Here is a 25,172-nt window from a genome sequence, read left to right on the forward strand (position 1 = left end):
GGGGGTAGAAATATTGCTTCCTTATCCCCCTTGTCTCCCTTGTCCTCCTTGTCACCCTTGTCCCCCTTGTCACCCTTGTCACCCTTGTCCCCCTTGTCCCCCTGCTCCGGTTGGTGAGCGAAGTCGAACCACTACCCTCCTTACTTCCGCCGAATCAGTTTAGCGATCGCAATTGCTAAGTCAAGGGGATCAACGGGTTTGGGGATATGTCGTTGAAAACCTGCGGCTATTGCTTGTTTATAGTCGATTTCACCAGCATAGGCTGTGAGGGCGATCGCGGGAATTTGCCCGCATTTATCTTGGGGTAATTGCCTAACTTGCCGTAGCAACATATACCCGTCCATAATCGGCATTCCAATATCGCTGAGTAAAATATCTGGCTCTAACTGCACTAGGGCTTCTAATGCGGCGGCGGCGGATGCAACGGCTGTCACTTCTGCCCCATACTGTTCTAAGGCAAAGCTGAAAAACTCCAAGACATCAGATTGATCATCAACAAACAAAATTCGCACTCCCGCCAATAATGAATCTTGGGTTGCCAAGTCCATCTGTGCAGTTTCAGGATTCAATTCGGTGGCATCAGCACTTTTATGCAGAGGTAGTCGCACGGTAAAAGTTGCCCCTTGTCCTTCACCGGGACTTTCTGCCCAGACTATACCACCGTGGAGTTCTACTAAATGGCGGACAATTGCCAGTCCTAATCCCAATCCACCAAAGACTCTGGTGGTTTTGCCATCGGCTTGGCGGAAGTATTCAAAGACGTAGGGTAAAAATTCTGGGGTGATGCCCTTACCGTTATCAATGACTTGAATTTGCGCCTCCATCCCGACTTGTTCTAAGCGCACTTCTACTTGTCCGGCTGATGGTGTGAATTTTACGGCATTGGATACCAAATTCCAGACAATTTGTTGCAAGCGATCGCCGTCACCCATCACTTCAACGTTCTGCTGGGGCAGAGAGGTTTGCAGTTGAATTGATTTGGCTTCGGCGGCTAAACGCACTGTTTCTAGGGCGGCGGTAATGGTGCTGTTTAAATCTACAGTGCGGATATGCAGACTTAACTTACCGCGCAAAATCCGCGACACATCTAATAAATCTTCAATCAGTTGGGCTTGTAACTTGGCGTTGCGTTCAATGGTTTCCAAAGCCCTCAATATTGTGGTTTCGTCGTTTTTGCGGGTGCGGAGTAATTTTGCCCAGCCTAAAATCGGGTTGAGGGGAGTTCGCAGTTCATGGGAAAGCACCGCCAGAAATTCATCTTTGATGCGGTTGGCGGTTTCGGCTTCGGAACGGGCAAGGCGTTCGGCTTCGTAGAGTTGGGCGCGGGCGATCGCTTGACCACATTGCTGCCCCAATGTCAACATAAATCCTTGATCAGCTTCGGAAAAAATTTGGGTAGTGGCAAAACTCCATCCTAATGCCCCAATTACTTGTTTTTCTACAATCAAGGGAACACAAGCAAAGGCAGAATTTCCTGTCACCGATGGTAAATCGGCTAAGTGGGGATAATTAGCAGCTAAGACGGCTGGACTTTCGAGAAAAATTGCTTTGCCTGTTCGCACGGTTTCCGCTAAAGGGACAGCTGCCGTTACCGGAAAAGTTTTCCAAGCATCCAGTACTGATTCTGGATAGCCAGTGGCTTGCACAACTTTCAAATAACTGCCATGTTCTACTAACAAACTCACAGAACCTGCACTCGCACCTAACGCCGCAATTCCCTGATTCACCAGTACATCAGCCACTTGTTGCGGGGTAATAGCTTCGGAAAGGGCGGCGGTAATTCTTTGTAAACGCACAGTGCGACTAACGGCTAATTCGGCGGCTTGTTTTGCCTGCTGGGTTTTTTGGTAAAGTCTGGCGTTATCAATCGCCGTCGCCGCACGATGGGCTAAATCTTCTGCTAATGCCAAATCTGCGGCATTATAAGCACAACTAGATTTACCTCTTGCTAAAGAAATTATGCCCAATATTTCCCCGCGCAAATGTAGGGGAATAATGATTAAAGAACTTGTACCCAGGCTTTGGAGTAACTGTAGATGTTCTGCGTCTTCAGCAAGTTGGGGAAGAATTTGGGATGGAAATTCGGGATAAAAGACTGATGCGCCGCGTAATAAGGTTTCTCGAAACGGACTGTTGTCTTCGTATTTGGGGGGATAACGTCGGCGCAGTTCTGAGAGGATTTCTTGTTTAGCCGGAAGCGTCGCCACCATTGCGATTTGTTGAATCGTATAATCTTCCCCCAGCACATGAACAACACACCAATCAGCTAAGGTAGGCACTACCAAATTAGCCACATTATGGAGAGTGACTTGATAATCTAGGGAGGCGGCTAGTAAGCTACTGGCTTCGACTAAAAAGTTTTGCGCGAGTTCGGCTTGTTTGCGTTCGCTGATATCTTCGATAATGCCGACTGCATACTTGGCTTGTCCATGAATATCCCAAACAGCCGAAGAAGTCAGATTTACCCAAACCGGGGAACCATCTTTGCGAATGTAGCGTTTTTCTAAAGAGTAACCGTTAATTTCCTTTGCTAAAACTCTCCCAGCCTGGGCTAAATCATCGGCTAAGTCGTCAGGGTGGGTGATATTTTGAAAGTTCATCTGCATTAATTCGGCTTGGCTGTAACCTGTAATCTCACACAATGCCGGATTTACTTGCAAAAATTGACCATTCAACCCTACCAAAGCAATACCGACTGCGGCTTGGTTGAACATAGCGCGGAATCTCGATTCACTTTCACGCAAAGCAATTTCCGCAACTTTGGTGGCTGTGACATCTGAGAAAATAATTCCAATCCCCACAGTTTCATTTAAAGCATTGCGGACTGGATAATAATTACCCAACCAATAGCTGTATATTCCTGGTTTTCCTGGTACTTCCCCGCTAATTTCCACATTCAGCAGGGGTTCGCCAGTTTCTAACACCTGTTGTAATTGCGCTTCAAATTGCGTTGCCATCCTGGGGAACATCTCGCTAAATTTCCGCCCCAGATGGGCTTCTACAGGGAAACCGTTAATGTCAGCTAAAACTTGATTAATTCTGATATAGCGTAATTCTTGGTCTAAAAAGCAAACTGCCACAGGTGCGCCTGCTAACAGTGCATCTAACAGTGCTAGAGATTCGGCATAATTAATTAACGCTTGATGATTATCTCGATAAAGTTGGGCATTTTCCACTGCTAAGGCAGCGCGATAAGCTACATCTGTGGCTAAATTTAAATCAGTTTCATCGTAACAACGATTTGATTGCGCGATCGCAAAGGTAATACAACCCAAAACTCGCTTGTGGGCGATTAATGGCACCACCATTGCCGACTTCGCCCCTAGCTGACGGATAATTTCTAAATGTTCGGCGTTTTGCGTTGAGGCAACTAACATCGCATCAGTGACTTGAGCGATTAATTCTGGTTTGCCTGTTTGCAGTACTCTAGCGATCGGATGTATACCTGACAAATTCGGCACATATTCTTGGAGTTGTTGCGCTAACTCCGCCTGAGCAGGATCGGCATAAGCCACAGGTAAACGCCGCAGTGAACCATCATCAGTCAAAATCTCTACACTACACCAGTCAGCTAATTGTGGCACAGAGATTTTGGCAATTTGCTGTAAAGTTTCCTCATAATCTAAAGAAGTAGACAGTAAACTACTGATTTCCGCAATGTAGCGTAGTTGCTCTTCCGCCTGCTTACGTTCTGTAATATCAATAACAAAAAAAGCGCCTCTGTCTGAAGTTCCCTCAAAATGACTGCTACCAATTAACACTGGTAGGCTCGTCCCATCTTTGCGGATATATTCTTTTTCATAAGGAGTGGAAAAGGAACCGTGTTGAAGTTGTATGAGTGCTTGTTCATCAAGATAAAGATACTCAGCAGGTGTCAAATTTCGCCAGTCCAATTCTCCACTAACTAAATCTTCGCGGCTGTAACCCAACATCTTCAGCAAGGCATCATTAGCATCTGTAATTTTGCCATCTTGTTCCCAAAAGCCAATTCCAATCATATTGGACTCAACCACACTGCGAAACTTAGCTTCGCTGTCTCGCAATGCTTGTTCAGCTTGTTTGATTGGTGTAATTTCAACACCAGTCACTCCCACGCCCAGCAACTTTCCATCGGGTAAGCTAACAGGATAGTAGCTAACTAAACTTTGGCGATATACCCCAGGCGGATGAGTTTCGCCGCTAACTTCTTGGTTCAGTAATGGTTGGCGCGTTTGAATTACTTGCTGAAACACTGGTTCTAATCGCCCCGCCCATTCCGGTAAGATTTCTTGTAGAGTACGACCAATATGTTGACTTAGAGGTATACCGTTGATAGATGCTAAAGCTTCATTAGCATACACATAGCGTAATTCAGTATCAAGAAATGCCAATGCTACGGGGGAACTAGTTAACCAAGTATTCAGTAAAGCTAAAGATTCTTCTTTTTGTTGGAGGGCTTGCTGGAGTGTGCTTTGTAACTTGGCTTTTTCTAGTTCTGTTTGCTTGCGTTCTGTAATATTTACGCCCACACAAGTCACACCACCTTCGCCACCGGTGAGGGGTTCCACTAGCAAGTCATAATAAATCACTTCTTCCCCAAGACTCAGACAAACTTCCTCACGGGTGGAAATACCTTGTTCTACCGCCTGACGTTTAATTTTGATCAATTGTTGTGCTATTGCTGTGGGGAAAAGTTCATAATCAGTTCTGCCTAACACGGCTGCAACTGTATCTATACCCTGTAGATTATGAACCCATTGATAACGAAAATCGCGGTCTTGCTGAAACACGACAATATCTGAATTACTCAGGGCGACGCGAAATCGTTCTTCACTAATTTTTAGTTTCTGGAGATTAATTTCTGCTTTACGTTTCGCGTGCCTTAATTCTTCAGACAGAAAACTAAATAGTAATCCTTGTAACGCAAATAACAGTATTTTTACACCATTAGGTAAACTTAACCCGACTGTGTAATGTTGGGAAAGAAAAAAGTAATCGCTTAATATTGCTGACAAGAAGGTTGCTAACAGTCCTGATTTCAAACCACCATACCAAGCACTCACCATTACAGCACTAAAAAATAGTAGGAATGGTGTTCCCTTCATGTCTAATATGGGGTCAAGCAAGAGCATAATTACTAGTGCTGTGGCGACAACTACCACCACAAAGCCATAACGTAGTAAATGCGAATAATGAATGTAGGGCATGAAAACAATTGCAAACAACCAAAACTTGTGGCGGGGGGCTATACATACCCTAAGCTAGTTTGCAATTTTTCGACATTTATCGGGAGATAGATCATTTTTTTAGCAAAAAAATGTCTTTCGATAGTAGTCAATTTTCCCAAAATATTGTATGTATTTTTCAATAAAATTTAATAGGATAATACTTTCTTTACATTGATTTAGTAAATTTAAACAAATTCATTATTCTCAATTTATCTTAAAGGATAGCAGTCTTAAATTATTGATAAACAGTAGGCTTGCTATAAAATGTAAAATCTTGCCTGATCAAAAATCAAATTGTCACTAATTTTTGATTAGCTAATTCCAAATGATTTCTATTCTGAGATATTTGTTCCCATCGCTGATGACTAAATTTAAACATCAAACCAAATTCCTATTTTTCCTGGCAGTCCCGATGAAACAATTTTCAAGAGCCAAGTATGAAAGTGTGACTAGTATTTTTACTCAGCACTCAGCACTTTCAAGCCTGCGACTAATGCTTCTATATGCTGTGTTTGATGGGTAGCCATAACAGAAATTCTGATGCGACTGGTTGGGACTGTGGGTGGACGAATTGCGGGGGCAAAAATACCTGCATCTTTGAGGTGCTTACCAACCCGGAGTGCATCAGTGGGACTGGGTAATTGAAAACAAAGTATGGGTGATTCTGTTGGTAATAACTTCAGTTGGGGTAATTGCTGCTGCATCAGATTTTTGAGGTAATCGACATTACGCCACAATTGCATTCGCCGTTGGGGTTCTTGTTGGATAATGTGAATTGCGGCTAAGGCGGCGGCGGTATCGGCGGGGGAAAGTCCTGTGGTGTAAATCCAAGTCGGGGCGCGATTGCGTAAAAAATCAATTAAGTGAGCATTGCCAGCAACATAACCACCTAAACTACCTAAAGCTTTGCTTAAAGTGCCAATTTGAATTAACTGCTTACCAGTACAGCCAAAAAATTCCACACACCCCGCGCCAGTTTGACCCATGACCCCAGTTGCGTGGGCTTCATCAACTAGCAGCATACAGTTAAATTCTTCCGCGATCGCTAACAATGTTGGCAAGGGACATAAATCCCCATCCATACTAAAGACGCTATCGGTAATAATTAAACAACGACGGTAGTTTTGCCGTTGTTGGCTGAGTTGAGTTTTTAAAGCCACAACATCACAATGGGGATATTCTGTGATGGTTGCCCCACTGAGAATGGCACCATTTTTCAGGCTGGAATGATTGTACTGGTCAGAAAGAATTAAATCACGTTTCCCAACAACAGCTGCGATCGCTCCCAAGTTTGCCAGATATCCTGAACTAAAGACAATTGCATCTTCAGTTTGTTTGAGAGATGCGATCGCTTTTTCTAAATCTCTGTGTAATTGCCGATGCCCACTGAGTAATCGAGAACCTGTACTACCAGTCCCAAATTCTCTAGTGGCGGCTGTAGCAGCAGCAATTAACCTTTCATCCCCAGCCAAACCCAAATAATCATTACTGGCAAAATTAATCACCTCTCGCCCCGCCAACACCACCGTTGCACCAGGGCGATCGCTTAAAGCTTGTACTGCACGATACCAGTCCGCCCGATGGATTGTTGCTAACGATTCTTCTATCCAAGCATAAGGGTCTGGTGTCATAAGGGAATTTTAATTACAAAGATATATTATCACTGTGTAGGTGGGGGGCGAGGGGATAAGGGAGACATGGGGGACACGGGAGACAAGGGAGACACGGGGGACACGGGAGACAAGGAAGCAATCTTTCTACCTTGTCTACCCCCTCTACCTTGTCTACCCCCTCTCCCTTGTCTCTTTCAAGGGCAGGTTTTTAAACCTTCGATAAATAGTTGAGAATATTCTCAATTATGAAACGTAGTTTTAACTGTTCAGACAATAATTTTGGTTTTAAAAGCCCAAAAATTTGTCTAATAAAAAAAGCCTGCCCTTGAAAGCTCCCTTGTCTACCCCCTCTCCCTTGTCTCCCCCCTCTCAGCACTCAACACTCAGCACTCAGCACGCTTAATTACAATGCTTCCGGTGGGGCAATATCTGAACCGACACTAATTCCCGCAGCACTTGACTTAATACCTGGTTTCGCATTGGGTTCAGGATTTTTATTTGTCTGAGAAACAGGCGAAGACGAACTAGCATCAGGATTAACAGTGGTGTCAATTTTTCCCGGTTGAGACATGACAGATAAACCTCCCACTGTCCCAGCTACCAGGGCTGTATAGCCTAAATATAAATGTATCGGTCTTAGTTCTAACCCCATACTAGGGGAATTATGTTTAGACTGAGACCAAGAAGGTAGAACGGATGGAACAGTATTAACCATTGGTAAAGAGTTAGCCAAACTTGTACCGTTGAGTCCCAAAGCATTACCCATCACCCGGATAAATCCTCTAACTAAAATATCCTCTGGTAATGATTCTAAGTCGCCGTTTTCGACTGCTTCCATTTGATGAGTTGGTAAGTGAGTGAAGATACTCAAATCTCTCAAACAAAAACCTCTAGCTTCACGGGCTTGGCGTAATTGTTGACCAATTTGACTCATGATTGCTAAACGTTGGGCGGCTAATTGTTGCTGGGCTAGTTCAACATTTGCTTTTTTTTGATTCGGTTGCAGCCAGTTCATGAGTTTTGGTATGGGATGTTTTTTAGCTGAATTTTCAGGATTTTGGGTAACGGCTTTACTGGTATCTTCTGTTACCAAAGATATTGATAATACATCTGTATTTGTTGGTTGCTGATTTAGATGATTGCTAGGAATACTATTAGCAACATTACTAGATTTTTCTGGTTCTGTGTTTGTTTGTTGATTGCTATCTGCGACTTTTGCGTGATGGGCAAAGTTCTGGAATGCCAAACCGATAGCTTCCCTACCGATAGCTTTAAATAAATTTTTGGCTTCTTCGGAAGAACCAAGTAATGTTTGTAGTTTAGCCAAGGCTTGACGATAAACTTGACTGCGATGAAGTTGAGTCTCAATTTCACCTAGTAGCGATCGCAGTTCTGCTTGCGAAATCTCAATGGTAGGATTTCCCAGAATTTTAAATAAATATGCAGGTGCCATAGTCATAATACAAATTACTCCCCATACCGCAAGAAGTCTATTTGTATAAATTCTCCGGCGGTTTAAATATGACATCAGGATATTTATCTATAAAACCGTATATTTTTGGTTATTTTAGGTATGTTAAGCAAAGGGGTTAAAGGCAAGATTAAAAACTAAGTAATATTACGATGGGAGATATTTATCAAGTTAATAGAACTTACGTAAAAAACGAAAAATTAAGGTTTTAGATTAGGGTGTAAGTACTCAAAACCCTTTCACACATACACCCAATCTCCACAGACAATCTTTGTACGTAAGTCTTGACTAATTCCGCACCTTTTGAACAAATGAATCTACCCATTGCAGATATTTACTACCAGAAACTACAGCTGTATTGTTATGGTCAGCATTGGGAACCAAAATTAGCTGTTTGGGTTCAGGGGCAGCATCATAAAGTTTTTGGCTCATGTAAGCAGGTACAGTGGAATCAGCAGTGCCGTGAATAAATAAAACTGGCATTTGCAACTGTGGCACTTTTTTGATTGAGTCAAAACGCTGTGTCAAAATTAAATCGATGGGAAAGACGGAAAACCATTTGCGAGTAGATATGATTTCGCGCATGGATGAAAAAGAGCTTTCTACAATTAATCCAGCCGCTTCGGGGTGTTTTACAGCCAAATCAATAGCGATCGCACCACCCAAAGAATGACCATAAATAAAAATTTGCTGGGGGGGAATTTGCTGTTGCTGCGTCAGATATTGCCACGCGGTAGCAGCATCTTGATAGACTCTCATTTCATTGGGAAACTCGCCTTGACTGCGACCATATCCCCGATAATCAATCAGCAACACGGAAAATCCCAGTTGATGAAATCGCTGGCTATGCGCTATATTTGCGCCAATATTCAGGCCATTCCCGTGCAGATATAACAACACCTTGGCATTGGGCTGCTTGGCTGGAATCCACCAAGCATGGATTTTTTCGACCTTTCCCAAGCTAGTTTTTACAGGTATCCAGACTTCTTGATAAGGCAAATTGAACAAGTCTGGTGTCTTTTCAATCACAGTGGAGGGAAAAAAGATGAACCTGGGTTGCTGGAAAAACAGAAATAGACTGATGCTACAGTAGGCGATCGCAGTCACGATTCCAAAAGCAAGTAACGACTTAAACTTAAATAAAAATAACAATTGCTGCTTGCGTATTTTCATACGGGTAATTTTATGCTTTAAAAATTACTTGTATAGCAGTTTTCGTTGTTTTCGTATAGAGTATAGAGTCAAAAACAATTTGGGATTCTTGAAGAAGAATTCAGCAGTCAGAATTCAGGAGCCGGAAATTTAGTAATTCTTCCGTTAAATAGTAAACATAAGTTAATTGTAGGAGAAGGTCGTGAGCCTCTTAGAAGACGTTCAAAAAGAACAGTTGCAAGAAATAAGTAAAACTTTAAAACAAGTCAGACAGGAAAAATCTATTCAACTAGAGCAGGTAGCAATTAAAACCAATATTCGCCTTGCTTGCTTAAAGGCTTTAGATACAGGCAAATTCGATGAACTACCCGAACCTGTATATATTCAAGGCTTTATCCGTCGTTATGCAGATGTTATCGGCTTAGATGGTGCTTCCTTAGCTAAAACTTTTTCCACTGAAGTTCATCCTTCCGTAGTTGTGAAAAACTCTGGTCACAAAGCAGCCTCGAAACGTAAATTTTCTTTACCACTATTCATTCCTTACACCGTTTTATTATTAGTGGCGGCTGGTGGGCTTATGTATGTACTTAATCCCCAATTTTCTGCCGAATCTTTCGTTAAAAAACTTAACTTAGGAACATCTAAAAAAACAACAGCAGCCTTATCTCAATCTGCACCCTTACCTAAAACAGAATCTTTACCGTCAACTAATCAAGCACCAGCCGAAAATCCCCCAACCCCCCTAGCGGTGATTGCACCCTCCAAAGATAATTTGAGTCAGGCTGTCGCCGTTACCTTAGAACTTCAAGGTAAATCTTGGTTACAAGTGAACGTAGACGGTAAAACTGAATTTGTCGGTAACTTAAACAAAGGACAACGCAAAACCTGGACAGCTAAAAAACAGTTGACTGTGCGTTCTGGAAATGCAGGTGTTGTCTTGGTTTCTGTCAACAATCAACCAGCAAAACCCTTGGGAACTTCCGGGAAAATCAAGGAAGTCACATTCACTCCCCAAGTCAACAGTCAACAGCCCAAAGTCAACGCTCAATAGTTTTAAGGGTTTGGGAGAGGGTGTAAGGGCAAAATTAAGTCAAAAGTCAAAAGTTAAAAGTCAAAAATTATTTTACTCAGGACTTACGCACCAAGATTGTCTGTGGAGGTTGGGTTTAGGGGTGAAAGGGTATGGGGTGTAAGAGTTTTAGATACATACACCCCTATACCCATACACCCTTGACATTTCGTCTTACTGCGTAAGTCCTATGACTTTTGAATTTCCCCTAGAGTTTTAGGTGTTCAAAACCCTCACACCCCTTCTTCACATACAGCCTTAGTTAGCACTACAATACTGGCTTGCGTAGATGCCAATTAGTTGCTTGCTCATAAGCGTAAGCTATTTGCAGAATTTGGTCTTCTCTTAAGACATTGCCAATGATTTGCAAGCCGATGGGTAAACCTTGGTCATCAAAACCACAAGGTACGCTAATCCCTGGTAAGCCAGCGAGATTGACGGGAATGGTCATCAGGTCATTTAAGTACATACTCAAAGGATCTGTGGTTTTTTCGCCGGCTTTAAATGCTGTGGTGGGAGCAGTGGGAGTAACTAACACATCAACTTGCTTAAAGGCGTTTTCAAAGTCTTGTTTAATCAGGGTGCGGACTTTTTGGGCTTTGAGATAGTAAGCATCATAATACCCAGCCGATAGGGCGTAAGTGCCAATCATAATTCGGCGTTTAACTTCGGTGCCAAAGCCACTAGCACGGGTACTCTTGTACATTGACAGTAAATTATCTGCATCGGGTGTGCGTAAGCCGTATTTCACGCCGTCGTAACGGGCGAGGTTGGCTGATGCTTCCGATGGGGCGATGATGTAATAACTCGGTAAACCGTAGCGGAAACGAGGACAAGAAATTGTATGAATTTCAGCGCCTAACATTTGTAATTGGTCGATGGCTTTGGTAACAGCCGTCTCCACCACCGAGTCTAAGCCTTCACCAAAGGTTTCTGTAATTATCCCAATTCGCAGCTTTTTTCTAGCTCTGAGGTCTGGTTTGAGGGAAGCTGCGTAGTCGGGAATGTCTACTTTCAGGCTGGTGGAATCTTTGGGGTCGTAGCCTGCGATCGCTCGCAGCAAAATTGCGGTATCTTCTACAGAGCGTCCAAAAGGGCCAATTTGATCTAAAGATGAAGCGTAAGCCACCAAACCGTAGCGTGAAACAAGTCCGTAGGTTGGTTTCAAGCCGACGACACCACAAAAAGAAGCTGGTTGGCGAATTGAACCACCAGTATCAGAACCAAGGGAAACCACACATTCATCCCCAGCAACGGCGGCGGCTGAACCCCCAGATGAACCACCAGGAACCCGCGTTACATCCCACGGGTTAGCTGTAACTTGGTAGGCAGAATTTTCTGTCGAACTACCCATTGCAAATTCATCTAAATTGGTTTTGCCCACCGTGACAGCCCCAGCATCTAGCAATTTTTGTGTCACTGTAGACTCATAAGGTGGCACAAAATTTTCCAATATCCGGGAACCGCAGGTAGTGGGGATTCCTTTGGTACACATATTATCTTTAATGCCAATGGGAATCCCTGCTAACAAGCCAATTTCTTCACCCGCAGCGATTTTGGCATCTACAGCACGAGCTTGCTCCAACGCCTGTTGTGCTGTTACATGCAAGAAACTGTGTAATTTCGGCTCTAAAGCTTGAATTTTGTCCAAAGCTTCTTGGGTAATTTCAACGGCGGAACGTTCTTTTTTAACTAGCTGTTCGTGCAACTCGCGTATGGATGCCATGACTGCTCTCTTGGTAACTCAAATCATTGATTTTAGTACATATTGCGGGTAAGTATGTCATCCTTCCCCAAAACAGCAACTATATACTTGATAACTGGATGTTTGCAAATTATAAAACTTAGACTATTAACTTAGCTATAAATTTCAGTTATTGTCGTGTAAGAGGAGATGAGTAGCAGTTAGGGAAGTAAACTTTTAAGTCTGGTTGTTGATGACTCATTAAAGTAATAATATTCGCTTTTATTAAGTTGGCGGCGGGGAAAAGAAAGATGGTTAAAATAATTACTCGTAAATCTGTTGGTCTGTCAAATGTCTATGACATTGGGGTAGAACAAGACCATAATTTTGTCATTAAAAATAATTTCATCGCTTCTAATTGCTTTAATAAATCCCACTCTACTGCTTATGGATATGTCACTTATCAAACAGCATATTTAAAAGCGAATTATCCATTAGAATATATGGCAGCCCTGTTAACGGCTAACAGTGGTGACACAGACAAGGTACAGAAATATATTTCGACTTGTTTGAGTATGAATATTCAAATCGAACCGCCGGATATTAACCGTTCTGGTGTAGATTTTACACCAGTTGGCGACAAGATTTTATTTGGTTTTTCTGCTGTTCGGAATGTGGGACAGAATGCGATCGCTTGTATTTTAGAAGCGCGGGAAGACCAAGGGGCGTTTAAATCATTATCTGACTTTTGCGATCGCGTTGACTTGCGTGCAGTTAACCGCCGTACTTTAGAATCACTGATTTATTGCGGTGCTTTTGACAAAATTGAACCAAATCGCCACCAATTAATCAAAGACCTCGAACTTGTTTATGATTGGGCGCAATCTCGCGCTAAAGATAGAGCAACTGGTCAAGGTAACTTATTTGACTTATTAGGCGGTGGATTTGCTTCTGCATCTACTACCAAAACTACCAATAATGTCTTTGATTCTGTACCCAAAGCCCAACCTGTCCCAGATTTTCCGCCGCAGAAAAAGTTGCAGATGGAAAAAGAATTGTTGGGATTTTATGTCTCAGATCATCCACTCAAATCAATTAAACATTCATCATCGATTTTAGCGCCAATTAATTTATCACAACTCGGTGAGCAGAAAGAAGACACATTACTTTGTGCAGTTGTGATGTTAAATAATGTCAAAAAAGTCATGACCAAAAAAGGCGACCCGATGGCAATTTTGCAGATAGAAGATTTAACTGCTCAATTAGAAGCTGTTGTCTTTCCTAAAACTTATGAACGGGTGAGCCTTGCCCTAGAAGTTGATGCCCGATTAATTATTTGGGGTAAAGTCGATAGACGCGATGAACAAGTACAATTAATTGTGGAAGATGTCGAACCAGTGGAAACAGTCCAACTGGTGATGGTAGAACTTACTCCCCAACAAGCGATCACAATTGAAGAACGCGATCGCCTACGTACAATTTTAAAAGAAATATCAGGTGACAGAGAAAAAGCCAAAGTCCCTGTCATTGGCATTGTACAAGCTGGTAGTTCTCGGCAACTTGTCCGTTTTGGCAGACAATTTTGGGTGCAAGATTCTCGCTCGACTGTTCTCGCACTACAAAATGCCAGATTTCTCGCTCATGTAAAACAATTAACTAGTAGTTGATCAGAAATATATGAAACTTGGGTAAGAAAAATTACTTGTTTTTTAAAACTGAAACTACTTGATATGTTAAATATGCCTTCGTCAACAGTAAAACACCGTAGTAATACTGTAATAAGTTAGTTTTTTTAGTGACTTACGCGGATGATGATTTCTTGGTTGTAGTGGTATTTTTTGATGCTAGGGAGAGTTGGAGATTTGCTAAGTGAAGGAGTTAGAGCTTGATGATTGCCAATGATTTACATCGATTTGTTTCTTATTGTAAAAAAATTCAACCACAAACCCAAGAAGATATAAAACAGTTTTTTGAAGGGGTAATCGTTTTTCCTTATGATAAGGAACTACTTTTGCAAGCTTATTTATTTTTAAATATCAAAAATTTGTTTCCTGAATGCTGTGAATTGTTGTTATTTGAAAAATCACCAATAGCAGATTACACTGATTTAGGAAAATGTGATTTTGTTTATCTGACGTTACAAGGTAATCTCTTTCTCATCGAAACGAAATTTATTGATACAGAAGCAACAGGCGCAACTGAAAGAAAAAGACGCAATAAACACAGAAATAAAGTATTTGAACAAGTCATTACTTTAAAAAATAGATTTAGTGAATATTGGGATATTCAACTGAATCAGTTAGAATGTGGTGTTTTTACAACAGATTCCGAAGTAGAATGGCGAGGTAACGGAATGAACGTAGTTACTAAGGCAATTGCGATTGATCAACTAGAAAAGTGGCGGAGAAGTTACAAACGCACCATTTAACTTTTCTTTTAGTTATTTTACTTATTTAATTTATATCCTATGTTAATACTACATTCTTAGAGACGCGAACTTCCGCGTCTCTAATGTTTTATGAGACAATGAGCAAGATTTGGGGGATTCTCCCCCAAGCCCCCGATTGGGGGACGGTTGCGTCCCCCAAACCCCCTCCAAAATCATTTTGTCGTTTTTTGTTGAGTTATCGTTGGCTGGTTTTGTTGTAATTTCGTTTTCTTATCTGAACCGTATTTGCATATAAATAGAAGGGTTAAATTACACCTACAGCGTTTTTCATCCCAATAAGTTACATTTATCTAGTACAGGTTGGCGTAGATAAACAGACCATAAGAGATTGCTAAAAAGCTTGTGTTATGAATATTCTTACTTTTTACTTTTGCCTTTTTGTACTAACCTCTAGCCTCTAGCCCCTATCAACTTGTACCAATATTTGCGTATCTTGTGGCAATGTGGATATTGAGAACAGCAAAAAGTCTACATCATAGGATTACTGATGAATCGTTCTAAAATAGTTGCCATTATTACAGGTGCAATTTCTGTATTGCTGGCTATTGCTTATCTAATTCTTGTCCAATTTCTTGATTATCGAGACATGAAGCCTGCGCCTGTTGGTCAAATTGACTCAACACCTATAGCGATAGTTAACACTAACCCAAGATATTTTGGATAAGACAATAGTAAGTTGGGTGGAGCAATAGCGAAACCCAACACAAGCTGATTACTGTTTCACTCCGACTAAAGATAACAACTCTTGTGTTGTCAGACTGCGCTTTTTCTGGGTTGATTCTTGTCGCACTGCATTTAAAACAGATTGTGTTTCTTCACTATTGAGAATAATCCCATGTTGTTGCAGCACATTTGATAATAAATGGCGGCCAGAATGCTTACCTACAACTAAACGCCGTTCTTGTCCAATTTCTTCGGGTGCGAATGGCTCGTAGGTATGGGGATTTTGTATGACTCCATGAGCATGAATACCTGACTCATGAGCAAAGGTGTTTTCGCCGACTATTGCTTTCCACGGGGGTAAACCATAACCGGAGGCTGTAGCTACTAGTTGCGATATTTCTAATAAACGTCGGGTGTCTATGCCTAAATCAATCTTAGATAGATGTTTGAGCGCCATAACAACTTCTTCTAAAGCTGCGTTTCCGGCTCTTTCTCCTAAACCATTAACTGTAGTATTGATAGATAATGCACCAGCTTTGATACCAGCTAAGGCGTTGGCTGTAGCTAACCCAAAATCATTGTGAGTGTGCATTTCCACGGGTATGGACAAGGATGTGACTAATTTTTTTACCTTGTCATAAGTGGTGAATGGGTCGAGAATACCTACGGTGTCACAAAAGCGAAACCGTGATGCACCCCATTCTTGCGCTGCAAGTACTGTATCTAACAAAAATTGCTCATCGGCTCTGGAGGAATCTTCTCCACCTACGGAAACAAACAGTCCTTGGTCTAAAGCAAAGTTCAGACTATCTTGGAGTTTTTGTAAGACTAATTGCCAGTTTCCCTGAAATTTTGCACCAATTTGAATTGCAGAGACGGGAATAGATATATGTACACGCTTTAAACCACAAGCGATGGAAGCTTGTATATCAGAAATCACGGCGCGGTTCCAGCCTAACAGATGAGCTTGTAAATTTAAATCAACAATTGTGGCGATCGCTTGTTGTTCGGCTTCACCCATCGCCGCAATCCCAATTTCAATTTCTGGTACACCAATTGCATCGAGAAATTTGGCGATCGCAATTTTTTCTTCTAAGTTAAAAGCGACACCTGCTGCTTGTTCGCCATCACGTAATGTTGTGTCATTGATGACAACCTGATTCATTTGTGAAATTTCTCCAAAAAAAGAGATTTATCTTTTTAGCCCCAGTCTGAGTCAATATTAGGGCTTACGCAAAAAAACGAAAAATTAAGGTTTTAGAACAGGGTGCAGGGGTATGAGGGTTTAAGGGTGTAAGTATTCCAAACCCTTACACCCCATACCCTTTCACCCCTAAACCCCACCTCCACAGACAATCTTGGTGCGTAAGTCCTAAATATAATCAAAATTCGATAAAAATAACTGCAAAATAAGTATAAATTAAATACTTATTTTGCTGAAATAACAGCAGATATCCTCTAATTCCTACTGACTAAGCCCGCATTTCTCACAAGCTTCAGGCGTTTGATGGGGCAGAGGGGCAGAGGGGCAGAGGTGCGGAGGGGCAGGGGAGAGAGTACCTTCATTCTCCCCTGCTCCCCTGCTCCCCTGCACAGGCTTTGAAAGGTGTAGTGATAAATCCGGGTAAGGGGTATTTATAGACTGCAATGCTCATCATATTTCATCAGCAGCTACAGTTCTATTTGCGACTATTTCTGTATCTGATAAGGTTTCATGGTTGTGGTTGGTAACATGGCCAAACAAGCGAGAAATTAAAGGTATGGTAATGAAAATTACAGCTAAAACTAATAAAAATGTCGAAATACCAAAAAGCTGATTCTGTGGTATTTCTAATACTCCACGTAAAATTACTTCTCGTAATGCCGAAACTATGGTAATTTCAACGGCTGCACCTACTGATATTTGTTGATTTTGTAAGTAATCAATCAGTAGACGAAATAACTCAACCAGAATCAAAATAAACAGAATATCAGATGTGATTTCTCGTAAATCTAAGGGGTGTAAAAAGGAAAAGAACATATCTCCTAGCCGGATCAGCATCACGCAGAACAAGCCAAGGCAGAGTGAAACAATAATAAAGTCTTGAAATCTTTCTAGGTTACTGACAATTCGCTCTCGCTCAAACCAGCTATTCACTTCTTTAATTACACGCTTTGGCATAATTTTTTCCACAGCCTGATTTACTGATCTCCATGATAGGCAATTTAAGAATAAAAAAATTAATAATATTTGACTATTTCCGGGAATTTGTTAACCTAATTTTGAGCTATTTTGTTATATTATCTACAGCAAAAAAAAGATTTTTAAAACTGTATTTTTATTGACAAAAACTATATTTTTTATTGATAAAATCTCAATACGGTTCGGTTAACGTTTTAGTATTTTGAGATCCCCCCAACCCCCCTTAAAAAGGGGGGCTGAAAATTATCTTTTACCCCCTTTTTAAGGGGGTCGCCGTAGGCGGGGGGATCTTAACCGAACCGTATTGGATAAAATCTAGTTTTTCAATTTAAAAACAATATCCCCGACTGCTGCAAGAAGTCGGGGATATGAACCTCATATTTTATGAATCAAATAATAATCGCTGAAAATCCGCGTCAGTCAGGTACAACCACTTTCTCCGCAATATGATGGTTGAGTGACCAACGGTGATCAACAGGTACAGATGTCACCTCACAAATTTCTTCTAGCCGTTTTTGCTGGACTGCTGCTTTGCGAAGGGTGATGATGAGTTGATTTACCTGATGTCGCAAATCGGGATTTTGATTAACGGCTAACAAGGTTTGTCTTTCTAAAAGTTGGAGTATTAATTCGTAGTGGATGGGTGACGGTAGAGGAATTTGCTCCATGTGGTTTTAATATTATAAATGTATAATTTGTGTTAGTTAGAGTTTGTCTCTTGCCATGAATTGTTACATAAAAAATGAACCTTTGGTTAAGGCATGGGTGTTTTTAACGATAAATTTTTTGCAAACCCTGGGGAAAGTACGGTAAATAGTATGTTGTTTATATAACATGCTATCGTTGCTCTGTTTCAATAGAGCAACGATAGCTTCACCTAGATTAATGATTGGGTAGAATTTGCGCGATCGCTAATTCTGGGTCTGGTTGTTTGACTAGAGATTCGCCAATTAACACAGCCGTTGCACCTGCTTGTTCAACTACAGTCAAATCATCAGGTGTGTGTAAACCAGATTCACTGACAACCACGATATTGCGATCGCGTAATTGTTCAACCCTAGCTTGTAAAAGTTGACAAGTTGTCTGTAAATCTACGGTGAAATCTTCCAGATTGCGATTGTTAATGCCCACTAAAGAGACACCATCTAAAGCTAATACCCGGTCGAGTTCTTCTAGACTGTGGACTTCAATCAATGCTGCCATGTTTAAGGCTTTGGCAATTTTGATAAAGTACTGTAAATCTTGGTCAGTTAAAATTGCCGCAATTAATAAAACGGCATCGGCACCCTGGAGACGAGCTAAGTACATCTGGTAAGGATAGATAATAAAATCCTTACACAATAATGGTAAATCAACTGCGGCTCGGACTTTCGCTAAGTTGTCAAAACTGCCTTGAAAAAATTTCACATCTGTCAACACAGAAATACAACTAGCGCCACCTTGTTGGTAGGATAAAGCGATCGCCACCGGGTCGAAATCTTCGCGTAATACACCTTTACTCGGTGAAGCCTTTTTCACTTCTGCAATCAACGCTGGTTTTGTCTTACCTTGTTTGAGGGCGGCGACAAAATCCAGAGTTGGCGGTGCGGAAAGTGCTTGCTTTTGCAGTTCTATTAAAGGCTTTTTTTCCCGCAGTTGGTCAACTTCAGTTTCTTTTTGCCAGACAATTTCTTCCAAAATGTTGTTAGGTTTGGCATCTGGTAAAGCAACTTGATAGCGCAATATAGATACATCAATAGCTGGACTTGGTTGACGACGACGGATTTGCATATTTGAGTGCTGAGTGCTGAGTGCTGAGTGCTGAGTAGTAAGTAAAAAGTAAAAAAGTAAAGATTGTTACCTTTTACCTTTTACCTCCTTCGGAGTTCGCCAGTCGCTCATGGGGGAAACCCCCAAGACCTCGCTGGCTCACTTTTTACTTTTGCCTTGTTTAAGCTACAGCCCGTTTATAGGCTTCATCTAGAACTTCCGAGAGGGTGGGGTGGGCGTGGACTAGATGGGCGAGGGTGTGGACAGATTCACGCTTCGCCACGGCGGCTGAGGCTTCGTGAATTAAGTCGGAGGCGTGCATTCCAAAGATGTGAACACCTAAAACTTCGCCTGTGTCTTTGCGATAAATTACCTTAGCGATACCATCGGCTTCGTTTTCTGCCAAAGCTTTGGAGTTGCCTTTAAAGTAACTCTTACTTGTGCCGACTTCAAAACCTTCTGCTTGTCCTAATTCCTTAGCAGCAGTTTCGGTTAAACCGACATAGCTAACTTCTGGGTGAGTGAAGGCGGCGGCGGGGATGCTGCGATAGTCTACAGTGCGCGATCGCCCGACGATATTTTCTACCGCTACAATACCTTGAGCCGAGGCAGCGTGAGCCAGCATCATTTTGCCATTGGCATCACCAATTGCCCACAGATGGGGTACAACTTCACCCGCACTCAATACTGCCATGCGATCGTCGACGGGGATAAAATTCCGCCTGTCTAATTCCACACCCACAGATTCTAAACCAAGGTTTTGGGTGGCGGGGATGCGTCCTGTCGCTACTAGGCAAGCATCAACCTCAATCACCTCTAAATCTTCTTCTGTTTTAAAATCAGCCAACTCAATTACCACTGGCGAACCAGGGATGACTCTTTTGGCGTAGATACCGACTTTGGTTTCAATATCACGCGGCGTAATTAATACCCGTTCTGCGAGTTTGGCGATATCGCGGTCAAATCCTGGCATTAACTGGTCTAGGGCTTCAATCATAGTGATTTCACTGCCCAAAGCCGAGTAGACATCAGAAAATTCCAAACCGATGTAACCGCTACCAATAATCGCTACCCAAGGCGGGAGAGATTCTAATTTTACGCCTTGGTCGCTGGTAAATACAGTTTTGCCGTCAACTTCAATGCCTGGGGGAACAAAAGGAACTGAACCAGGAGAAAGAATAATATCTTTAGCGGTGATCGTTTTTTCACTGCCATCGCCACTGACAGTGATTTTTTGAGTACCGGCGATTTTTCCCCAACCCCGGATGATATCTACGCCTAGACGCTTGAGGCTGTTGGTTAAATCGCCTTGAATTTTCGAGACTAAATTGCCTGCATGATCCGCGATCGCTTGGCGATCGAACTCTACATGACCAATTTGAATGCCCAGTGACTTGAGGTGGTGGGCATTACGTAACTCCCGCACACGTCCTGCTGCTGCCAGCAATGCTTTCGAGGGAATACAGCCCCTGTTAACACAGGTTCCGCCCATGTCAGCTGCTTCAATAATTGCTGTTTTCAGACCGCAGCTTACCGCGTGTAGGGCTGCGCCATGTCCGCCTACACCAGCGCCAATAATTACTAAATCGTAATCAAATCCTTGACTCACGTTAGTTTCCCCGTGTGCTTCGCCTATTTATTCTCAATTCGACTAGCTATTCTGACAACCCCAAAGAGTTGGGAATGGCTAAATCAACTATTATCGTTCACCCTAGCAAGCGAAGAGATAACTTTATTGACAATTTTAGTAAACATTATTCACTTATTGAATTTTATACTGATATGGCTAATTTTTTTGGAAAGCTATAATAGCCGATTCAGGTTGATCAAAACTGATTATTTTTACCTTGGTAAGCTGCTTGTGCTTTGATTTAGCAATAACTTGGACAATTAAACTTAGATAATAAGTATTAGAAAATACTAGTACTCAATTGTGTAAATAAACTACTTTTGAGGTAAAGATTTTATCAGCAGCTTTATTGTACTAGTATCGTAATGTTTGAAATTTCAGTAAGAGCCTAATGGTTATGGCTGGAAATTCAAAATCAGTATGAGCCGAAAAGCCAACCTGGATCTAAAATTCATTTACCCATAGGATTTTCGCACTTCGTCTGCCCGATGTCTATTCCCAAAATCAGTGAATTTACCATCCGTCGTTATGCCAACGCCAAGTCTTACCAACGGGGTGAGGCTTATTTTGAATCTGGTGCTGTAGATACCATCACTCGCCGTGGTAATCTATTACACGCAGAAGTTGATGGCAGTGAAGCTAGACCTTATCGTGTCAGCCTCAGTTTTGATGGCCATAGTTTAACCTCAGCTAATTGCACTTGTGCCTACAATTTTGACGGATGGTGTAAACACATTGTGGCAACGTTGCTTGTCTGTGTGCGCCAACCTGAGATTATTGAACATCGTCCGACCTTAGAGCAATTGCTTGATCGATTGGATCATGTGCAGACGCAAAGACTAGTGCAAGAATTAGTCGCCGAACATCCCCAATTGATCGAGACGATTGATCGTCATGTTACCTGGATGACAAATCCATTACCCCAGACAAAAAAGCTCAAAGCTTTGCGGCAAAATGCGATTGACACCAGTGCTTTTCGGCGACAAGTACGGCAGATTATTCACGATGGTGTGCGCTATCTGGAGGATGGCTGTGAAGAAGATCCCATCGCCGAGGAATTGCTGGGTTTAGTACAGTCGGCGGTAGACTTGATTGAACGGGGAGAAGGAAATAAAGCGATCGCAATTTTAGAGGCGATTACTTCTACCTGTATCGAAAATTGGTATGAAGTCGCCGAGTATGGTGCAGACTATGATGAAATCGCCTGGGAATTAAATAATGCTTGGTGTGAAGCTATTCTAACTGCTGACTTGACTCCCGAAGAAAAAGTAGATATCCAAGTCAATTTGGAAGTTTGGCAAGATGAATGGGATGTGGATTTTGGCTTAAGTTTAGAAGCTTTGCGCCAAGGTTGGGATTACCCACAACTCACAGAAGTTCTGCAAGGCAAAATTAGTGAACGGGGAGTTTGGGAAACAACAATTCCTGATTATGCCGATGATTTGGCTTTAATTCGGTTGAAAATCCTGGAACGCCAAGAACGTTATCAAGAATATTTATATTTGGCGGAAGCAGAAGGACAAACACGGCAATATTTAACCATGCTGGGGAGACTTGGCAGGGTAGAAGAAGCTTTAGAAGTTGCCCAAACCGAGATGAATTCAATGGAAGAAGCCTTTGCTTTGGGCAAAACTCTGCAAGAACAAGGGGCATTACAACAAGCTTTGCATATTGCTCAAATTGGCTTGCAATTAAAGGGAAATTGCCAATATGACTTGGGTTTATGGACAAGTGATTTAGCTCAAAAGTTAGGTGATCAAACCACAGCTTTGCAAGCCAAAAAACTAGCTTTTCAGGCACATCCTTCTTTAGAAGAATACCAAGATATTCAAGATTTGGCTGGGGAAGAATGGCTGAGAGTTAAACCTGATTTATTGAAAATTCTCCGGCTTTATAGCGGTTGGGAAACTGCCCCCATCAAAGTCGATATTTTCTTACATGAAGGACTGATTGATGATGCGATCGCGATCGCTAATGATCTCAATGTCTATTATGCTGACATTATTCATCGGGTGATGGATGCTGCCATTCCCCATCGTCCTGAATGGGTAATTACTCATGCTTGTCGCCTTGCCGAAGCAATTATGAATGCCGGGAAAGCTGAATATTATGATGCCGCAGTTGAATGGCTCAAAAAAGCTCGTGCTGCTTACATTGCGTCAAACAAACAAACCGACTGGTCAAATTATCGCGCCAAGTTAATGGAAATCCACGGACGCAAGCGCAAACTGATGGGAATGTTGCAAGGACGAGATATGGAATAATTCTGAATTCATCAATTGATGTTTATCAGCTGAATGCTCTGGGAACTATAGGTAATGAGTCTAACTAAAGCTTTACAGTCATACCTATATGTCCTCTTTATTTCCCAAAGCCCTCAAAATTAGCCAATCCAAACCCACTCCCAGCACACAACTACCTAATATTAGAACCCCACTAATTTTGATTGCTTGTACATTAGCAATAGGTATTGTTGGTTGGACTAGCTACTTGGTAGTTAGAAAGTTAATTATTCAACAACTTCAAGAAAAAGCCCTATTACAAGTCCGCCAAGGAACAGATGAGATTGATCAGTGGTTAGCGATTTGCTCTACCACAATTCAAACTATTGCGAATACAGATGCCGCCCGTTCCTTAAATTGGAAATTGATTGAACCATTGTTAGAGTCAGAAGTGAAGCGCACTGATGATTTCTTTAAAATTTCACTCTCACTACCTGACGGTTATTATTACAACACTGAGGTAGGTAAAAGCAACACCACAAATAGCGATCGCGATTTTATTCAAAAAGCATTAGCAGGAGAAACAAATATATCAGATCCCTTTGTCAGTAGGACTACAGGTATTCCTTCTGTTGCAATTGCTGCGCCTATCCGTCAAAGTTACGATTTTAAAAGTCCTCCCATTGCCGTGATTAACGGTAGCTTAAAAGTACACAGAATTACTCAAGTAGTCAACAAACTGCGTTACGGTAATTTGAGTTATGCCTTTGCACTTAACTCTCAGGGAGAACCAATTATTCATCCGCAAGTGATGTCAACCAAAGAAAAACCTGCTCCCAGTTTTCTCAAATCAACCGACTCTAGCTTGGCGGAACTAGCTCGGCGGATGGTAAACAAAGAGGAAAGAATTGAATTGATGTCTATTGACGGGACTTACCAATATGTTGCTTATGTTCATCTCAAACAAGCCAATTGGTCAATTGCTTTAGTTATCCCGCGAGAAAATATCGAATCTCAACTCCAAGCACTAAATTTACTAACTTCAATATTAGGTGGACTGCTGGCGATAGGAACAATTATCGCTTGGCGACAAATACAACTATCTCAAAAAGCGAAAATTCAAGTTGTGATGCTCAGTCAACAACAAAAAACATTACAACAACAAGCACAAGATTTAGAGCAAGCCTTACAAGAATTAAAACAAACTCAAGCTCAGTTGATTCAAGCTGAAAAAATGTCTAGTTTAAGTCAATTAGTTGCCGGAGTAGCCCACGAAATTAACAACCCAATCAGTTTTATTTATAGTAATATTGAACCCGCCCAAGAATATATTGCAGACTTACTCAGATTTTTAGAACTTTATCAACATCACTATCCCGAACCAGTAGCAGAAATTCAAGATGAAGCAGAAACCCTTGAATTGGATTTCTTGAAAGAAGACTTGCCAAATTTACTCAATTCGATGAAAGTTGGGGCTGAAAGAATTAAACAAATTGTGCTGTCTCTGCGGAATTTTTCTCGCTTAGATGAGGCAGAAATGAAACTGGTTAATATCCATGAAGGTATTGATAGTACACTCATGTTTTTACAAAGCCAACTCAAAGCGACACCAAACCATCCAGAAATTGTAGTTATCAAGGAATATACTGATTTACCACTGGTAGAATGCTATGCAGGAGAACTGAATCAGGTGTTTATTAGTTTGCTGACAAATGCGATTGATGCTATACAAGAGTCTTTTGTTAATTTGTCGCCAACTCAAGACAGACGTACAGGCAAAATTTACATTAAAACTGAACTTACTGCTAATCAACAAGTCATTATTCGCATTATTGATAATGGAATTGGGATTTCTGAAAGTTCACAAAAGCAACTATTTAATCCCTTTTTTACTACTAAACCTGTTGGCAAAGGTACAGGTTTGGCTTTATCTATTAGTTATCAGATTGTGACTGAAAAACATCAGGGGAAATTGGAATGTCATTCTACTGTCGGTAAAGGTACAGAATTTGTAATTATACTTCCAATTAGTCAGGAAAGCTTGCTGGCGGCTTGAAATAGGTTATGGGTTATATAGGAAT

Annotated in this window: 16 protein-coding genes; 6 read left to right on the plus strand and 10 right to left on the minus strand. The window is 41.6% G+C overall.

Annotation, left to right across the window (positions count from 1 at the left end; translation table 11 throughout):
• Positions 1-140: 140 nt before the first annotated feature.
• From H6G77_RS00225 to H6G77_RS00240, 4 genes are all read right to left on the minus strand, one after another.
• Positions 141-5,186 (minus strand): PAS domain S-box protein, encoded by a 5,046-nt coding sequence (locus H6G77_RS00225; RefSeq protein ID WP_190870535.1) that lies wholly within the window; start codon positions 5,184-5,186, stop codon positions 141-143.
• 479 nt (positions 5,187-5,665) lie between these two features.
• Complete coding sequence (gene bioF / locus H6G77_RS00230; RefSeq protein ID WP_190870536.1) at positions 5,666-6,838, minus strand: 8-amino-7-oxononanoate synthase; 1,173 nt, start codon at positions 6,836-6,838, stop codon at positions 5,666-5,668.
• Positions 6,839-7,223: 385 nt separating this feature from the next.
• Positions 7,224-8,279, minus strand: coding sequence for a RodZ family helix-turn-helix domain-containing protein (locus H6G77_RS00235; RefSeq protein WP_190870537.1), 1,056 nt, complete (start codon positions 8,277-8,279; stop codon positions 7,224-7,226).
• A 300-nt stretch (positions 8,280-8,579) separates the two neighbouring features.
• Positions 8,580-9,464 carry an alpha/beta hydrolase gene (locus H6G77_RS00240; protein WP_190870538.1) on the minus strand — a complete coding sequence of 295 codons (885 nt, stop codon included), beginning with the start codon at positions 9,462-9,464 and terminating at the stop codon, positions 8,580-8,582.
• A gap of 181 nt (positions 9,465-9,645) precedes the next feature.
• Here H6G77_RS00240 and H6G77_RS00245 point away from each other — a divergent pair, with 181 nt between their 5' ends.
• The gene (locus H6G77_RS00245; RefSeq protein WP_190870539.1) at positions 9,646-10,494 is read left to right on the plus strand and encodes a helix-turn-helix domain-containing protein; all 849 of its coding nucleotides are present in this window, start codon (positions 9,646-9,648) and stop codon (positions 10,492-10,494) included.
• Positions 10,495-10,780: 286 nt separating this feature from the next.
• On the opposite strand, the gene gatA is transcribed toward H6G77_RS00245, so the two are convergent.
• Complete coding sequence (gene gatA / locus H6G77_RS00250; RefSeq protein ID WP_190592226.1) at positions 10,781-12,238, minus strand: Asp-tRNA(Asn)/Glu-tRNA(Gln) amidotransferase subunit GatA; 1,458 nt, start codon at positions 12,236-12,238, stop codon at positions 10,781-10,783.
• A gap of 269 nt (positions 12,239-12,507) precedes the next feature.
• On the opposite strand from gatA, the gene H6G77_RS00255 reads away from it, so the two are divergent.
• The 3 genes from H6G77_RS00255 to H6G77_RS00265 all read left to right on the plus strand — a co-directional run bounded on the left by H6G77_RS00255 (position 12,508) and on the right by H6G77_RS00265 (position 15,309).
• Positions 12,508-13,863, plus strand: a complete 1,356-nt coding sequence (locus H6G77_RS00255) for an OB-fold nucleic acid binding domain-containing protein (protein ID WP_190592225.1) — start codon at positions 12,508-12,510, stop codon at positions 13,861-13,863.
• Between the two features lie 221 nt (positions 13,864-14,084).
• Positions 14,085-14,624 carry a hypothetical protein gene (locus H6G77_RS00260; protein WP_190592224.1) on the plus strand — a complete coding sequence of 180 codons (540 nt, stop codon included), beginning with the start codon at positions 14,085-14,087 and terminating at the stop codon, positions 14,622-14,624.
• A gap of 508 nt (positions 14,625-15,132) precedes the next feature.
• Positions 15,133-15,309, plus strand: coding sequence for a hypothetical protein (locus tag H6G77_RS00265; protein WP_190592223.1), 177 nt, complete (start codon positions 15,133-15,135; stop codon positions 15,307-15,309).
• 48 nt (positions 15,310-15,357) lie between these two features.
• Here the strand turns inward: H6G77_RS00265 and nifV are convergent, their stop codons facing one another.
• The 5 genes from nifV to lpdA all read right to left on the minus strand — a co-directional run bounded on the left by nifV (position 15,358) and on the right by lpdA (position 20,848).
• Complete coding sequence (nifV, locus tag H6G77_RS00270) at positions 15,358-16,473, minus strand: homocitrate synthase (RefSeq protein ID WP_190672427.1); 1,116 nt, start codon at positions 16,471-16,473, stop codon at positions 15,358-15,360.
• A 489-nt stretch (positions 16,474-16,962) separates the two neighbouring features.
• Positions 16,963-17,469 (minus strand): phosphate-starvation-inducible PsiE family protein, encoded by a 507-nt coding sequence (locus tag H6G77_RS00275; protein ID WP_190592221.1) that lies wholly within the window; start codon positions 17,467-17,469, stop codon positions 16,963-16,965.
• Between the two features lie 437 nt (positions 17,470-17,906).
• A complete protein-coding gene (locus tag H6G77_RS00280; RefSeq protein WP_190592220.1) occupies positions 17,907-18,158 on the minus strand; it encodes a DUF5340 domain-containing protein in 252 nt (83 codons plus the stop codon).
• Between the two features lie 214 nt (positions 18,159-18,372).
• Positions 18,373-19,260, minus strand: a complete 888-nt coding sequence (gene trpC, locus H6G77_RS00285; RefSeq protein ID WP_190592219.1) for an indole-3-glycerol phosphate synthase TrpC — start codon at positions 19,258-19,260, stop codon at positions 18,373-18,375.
• A 160-nt stretch (positions 19,261-19,420) separates the two neighbouring features.
• On the minus strand, positions 19,421-20,848 hold the full coding sequence (gene lpdA / locus H6G77_RS00290; RefSeq protein ID WP_190870540.1) for a dihydrolipoyl dehydrogenase: 1,428 nt from the start codon (positions 20,846-20,848) through the stop codon (positions 19,421-19,423).
• 509 nt (positions 20,849-21,357) lie between these two features.
• Here lpdA and H6G77_RS00295 point away from each other — a divergent pair.
• Both H6G77_RS00295 and H6G77_RS00300 read left to right on the plus strand, forming a co-directional pair.
• Entirely contained in the window at positions 21,358-23,133 is a 1,776-nt protein-coding gene (locus tag H6G77_RS00295) for an SWIM zinc finger domain-containing protein (protein WP_190870541.1), read from the plus strand.
• A gap of 88 nt (positions 23,134-23,221) precedes the next feature.
• The gene (locus H6G77_RS00300; protein WP_190870542.1) at positions 23,222-25,147 is read left to right on the plus strand and encodes an ATP-binding protein; all 1,926 of its coding nucleotides are present in this window, start codon (positions 23,222-23,224) and stop codon (positions 25,145-25,147) included.
• Positions 25,148-25,172 lie beyond the last annotated feature (25 nt).

This window comes from Aulosira sp. FACHB-615 (assembly GCF_014698045.1).
Taxonomy (GTDB): domain Bacteria; phylum Cyanobacteriota; class Cyanobacteriia; order Cyanobacteriales; family Nostocaceae; genus Nostoc_B.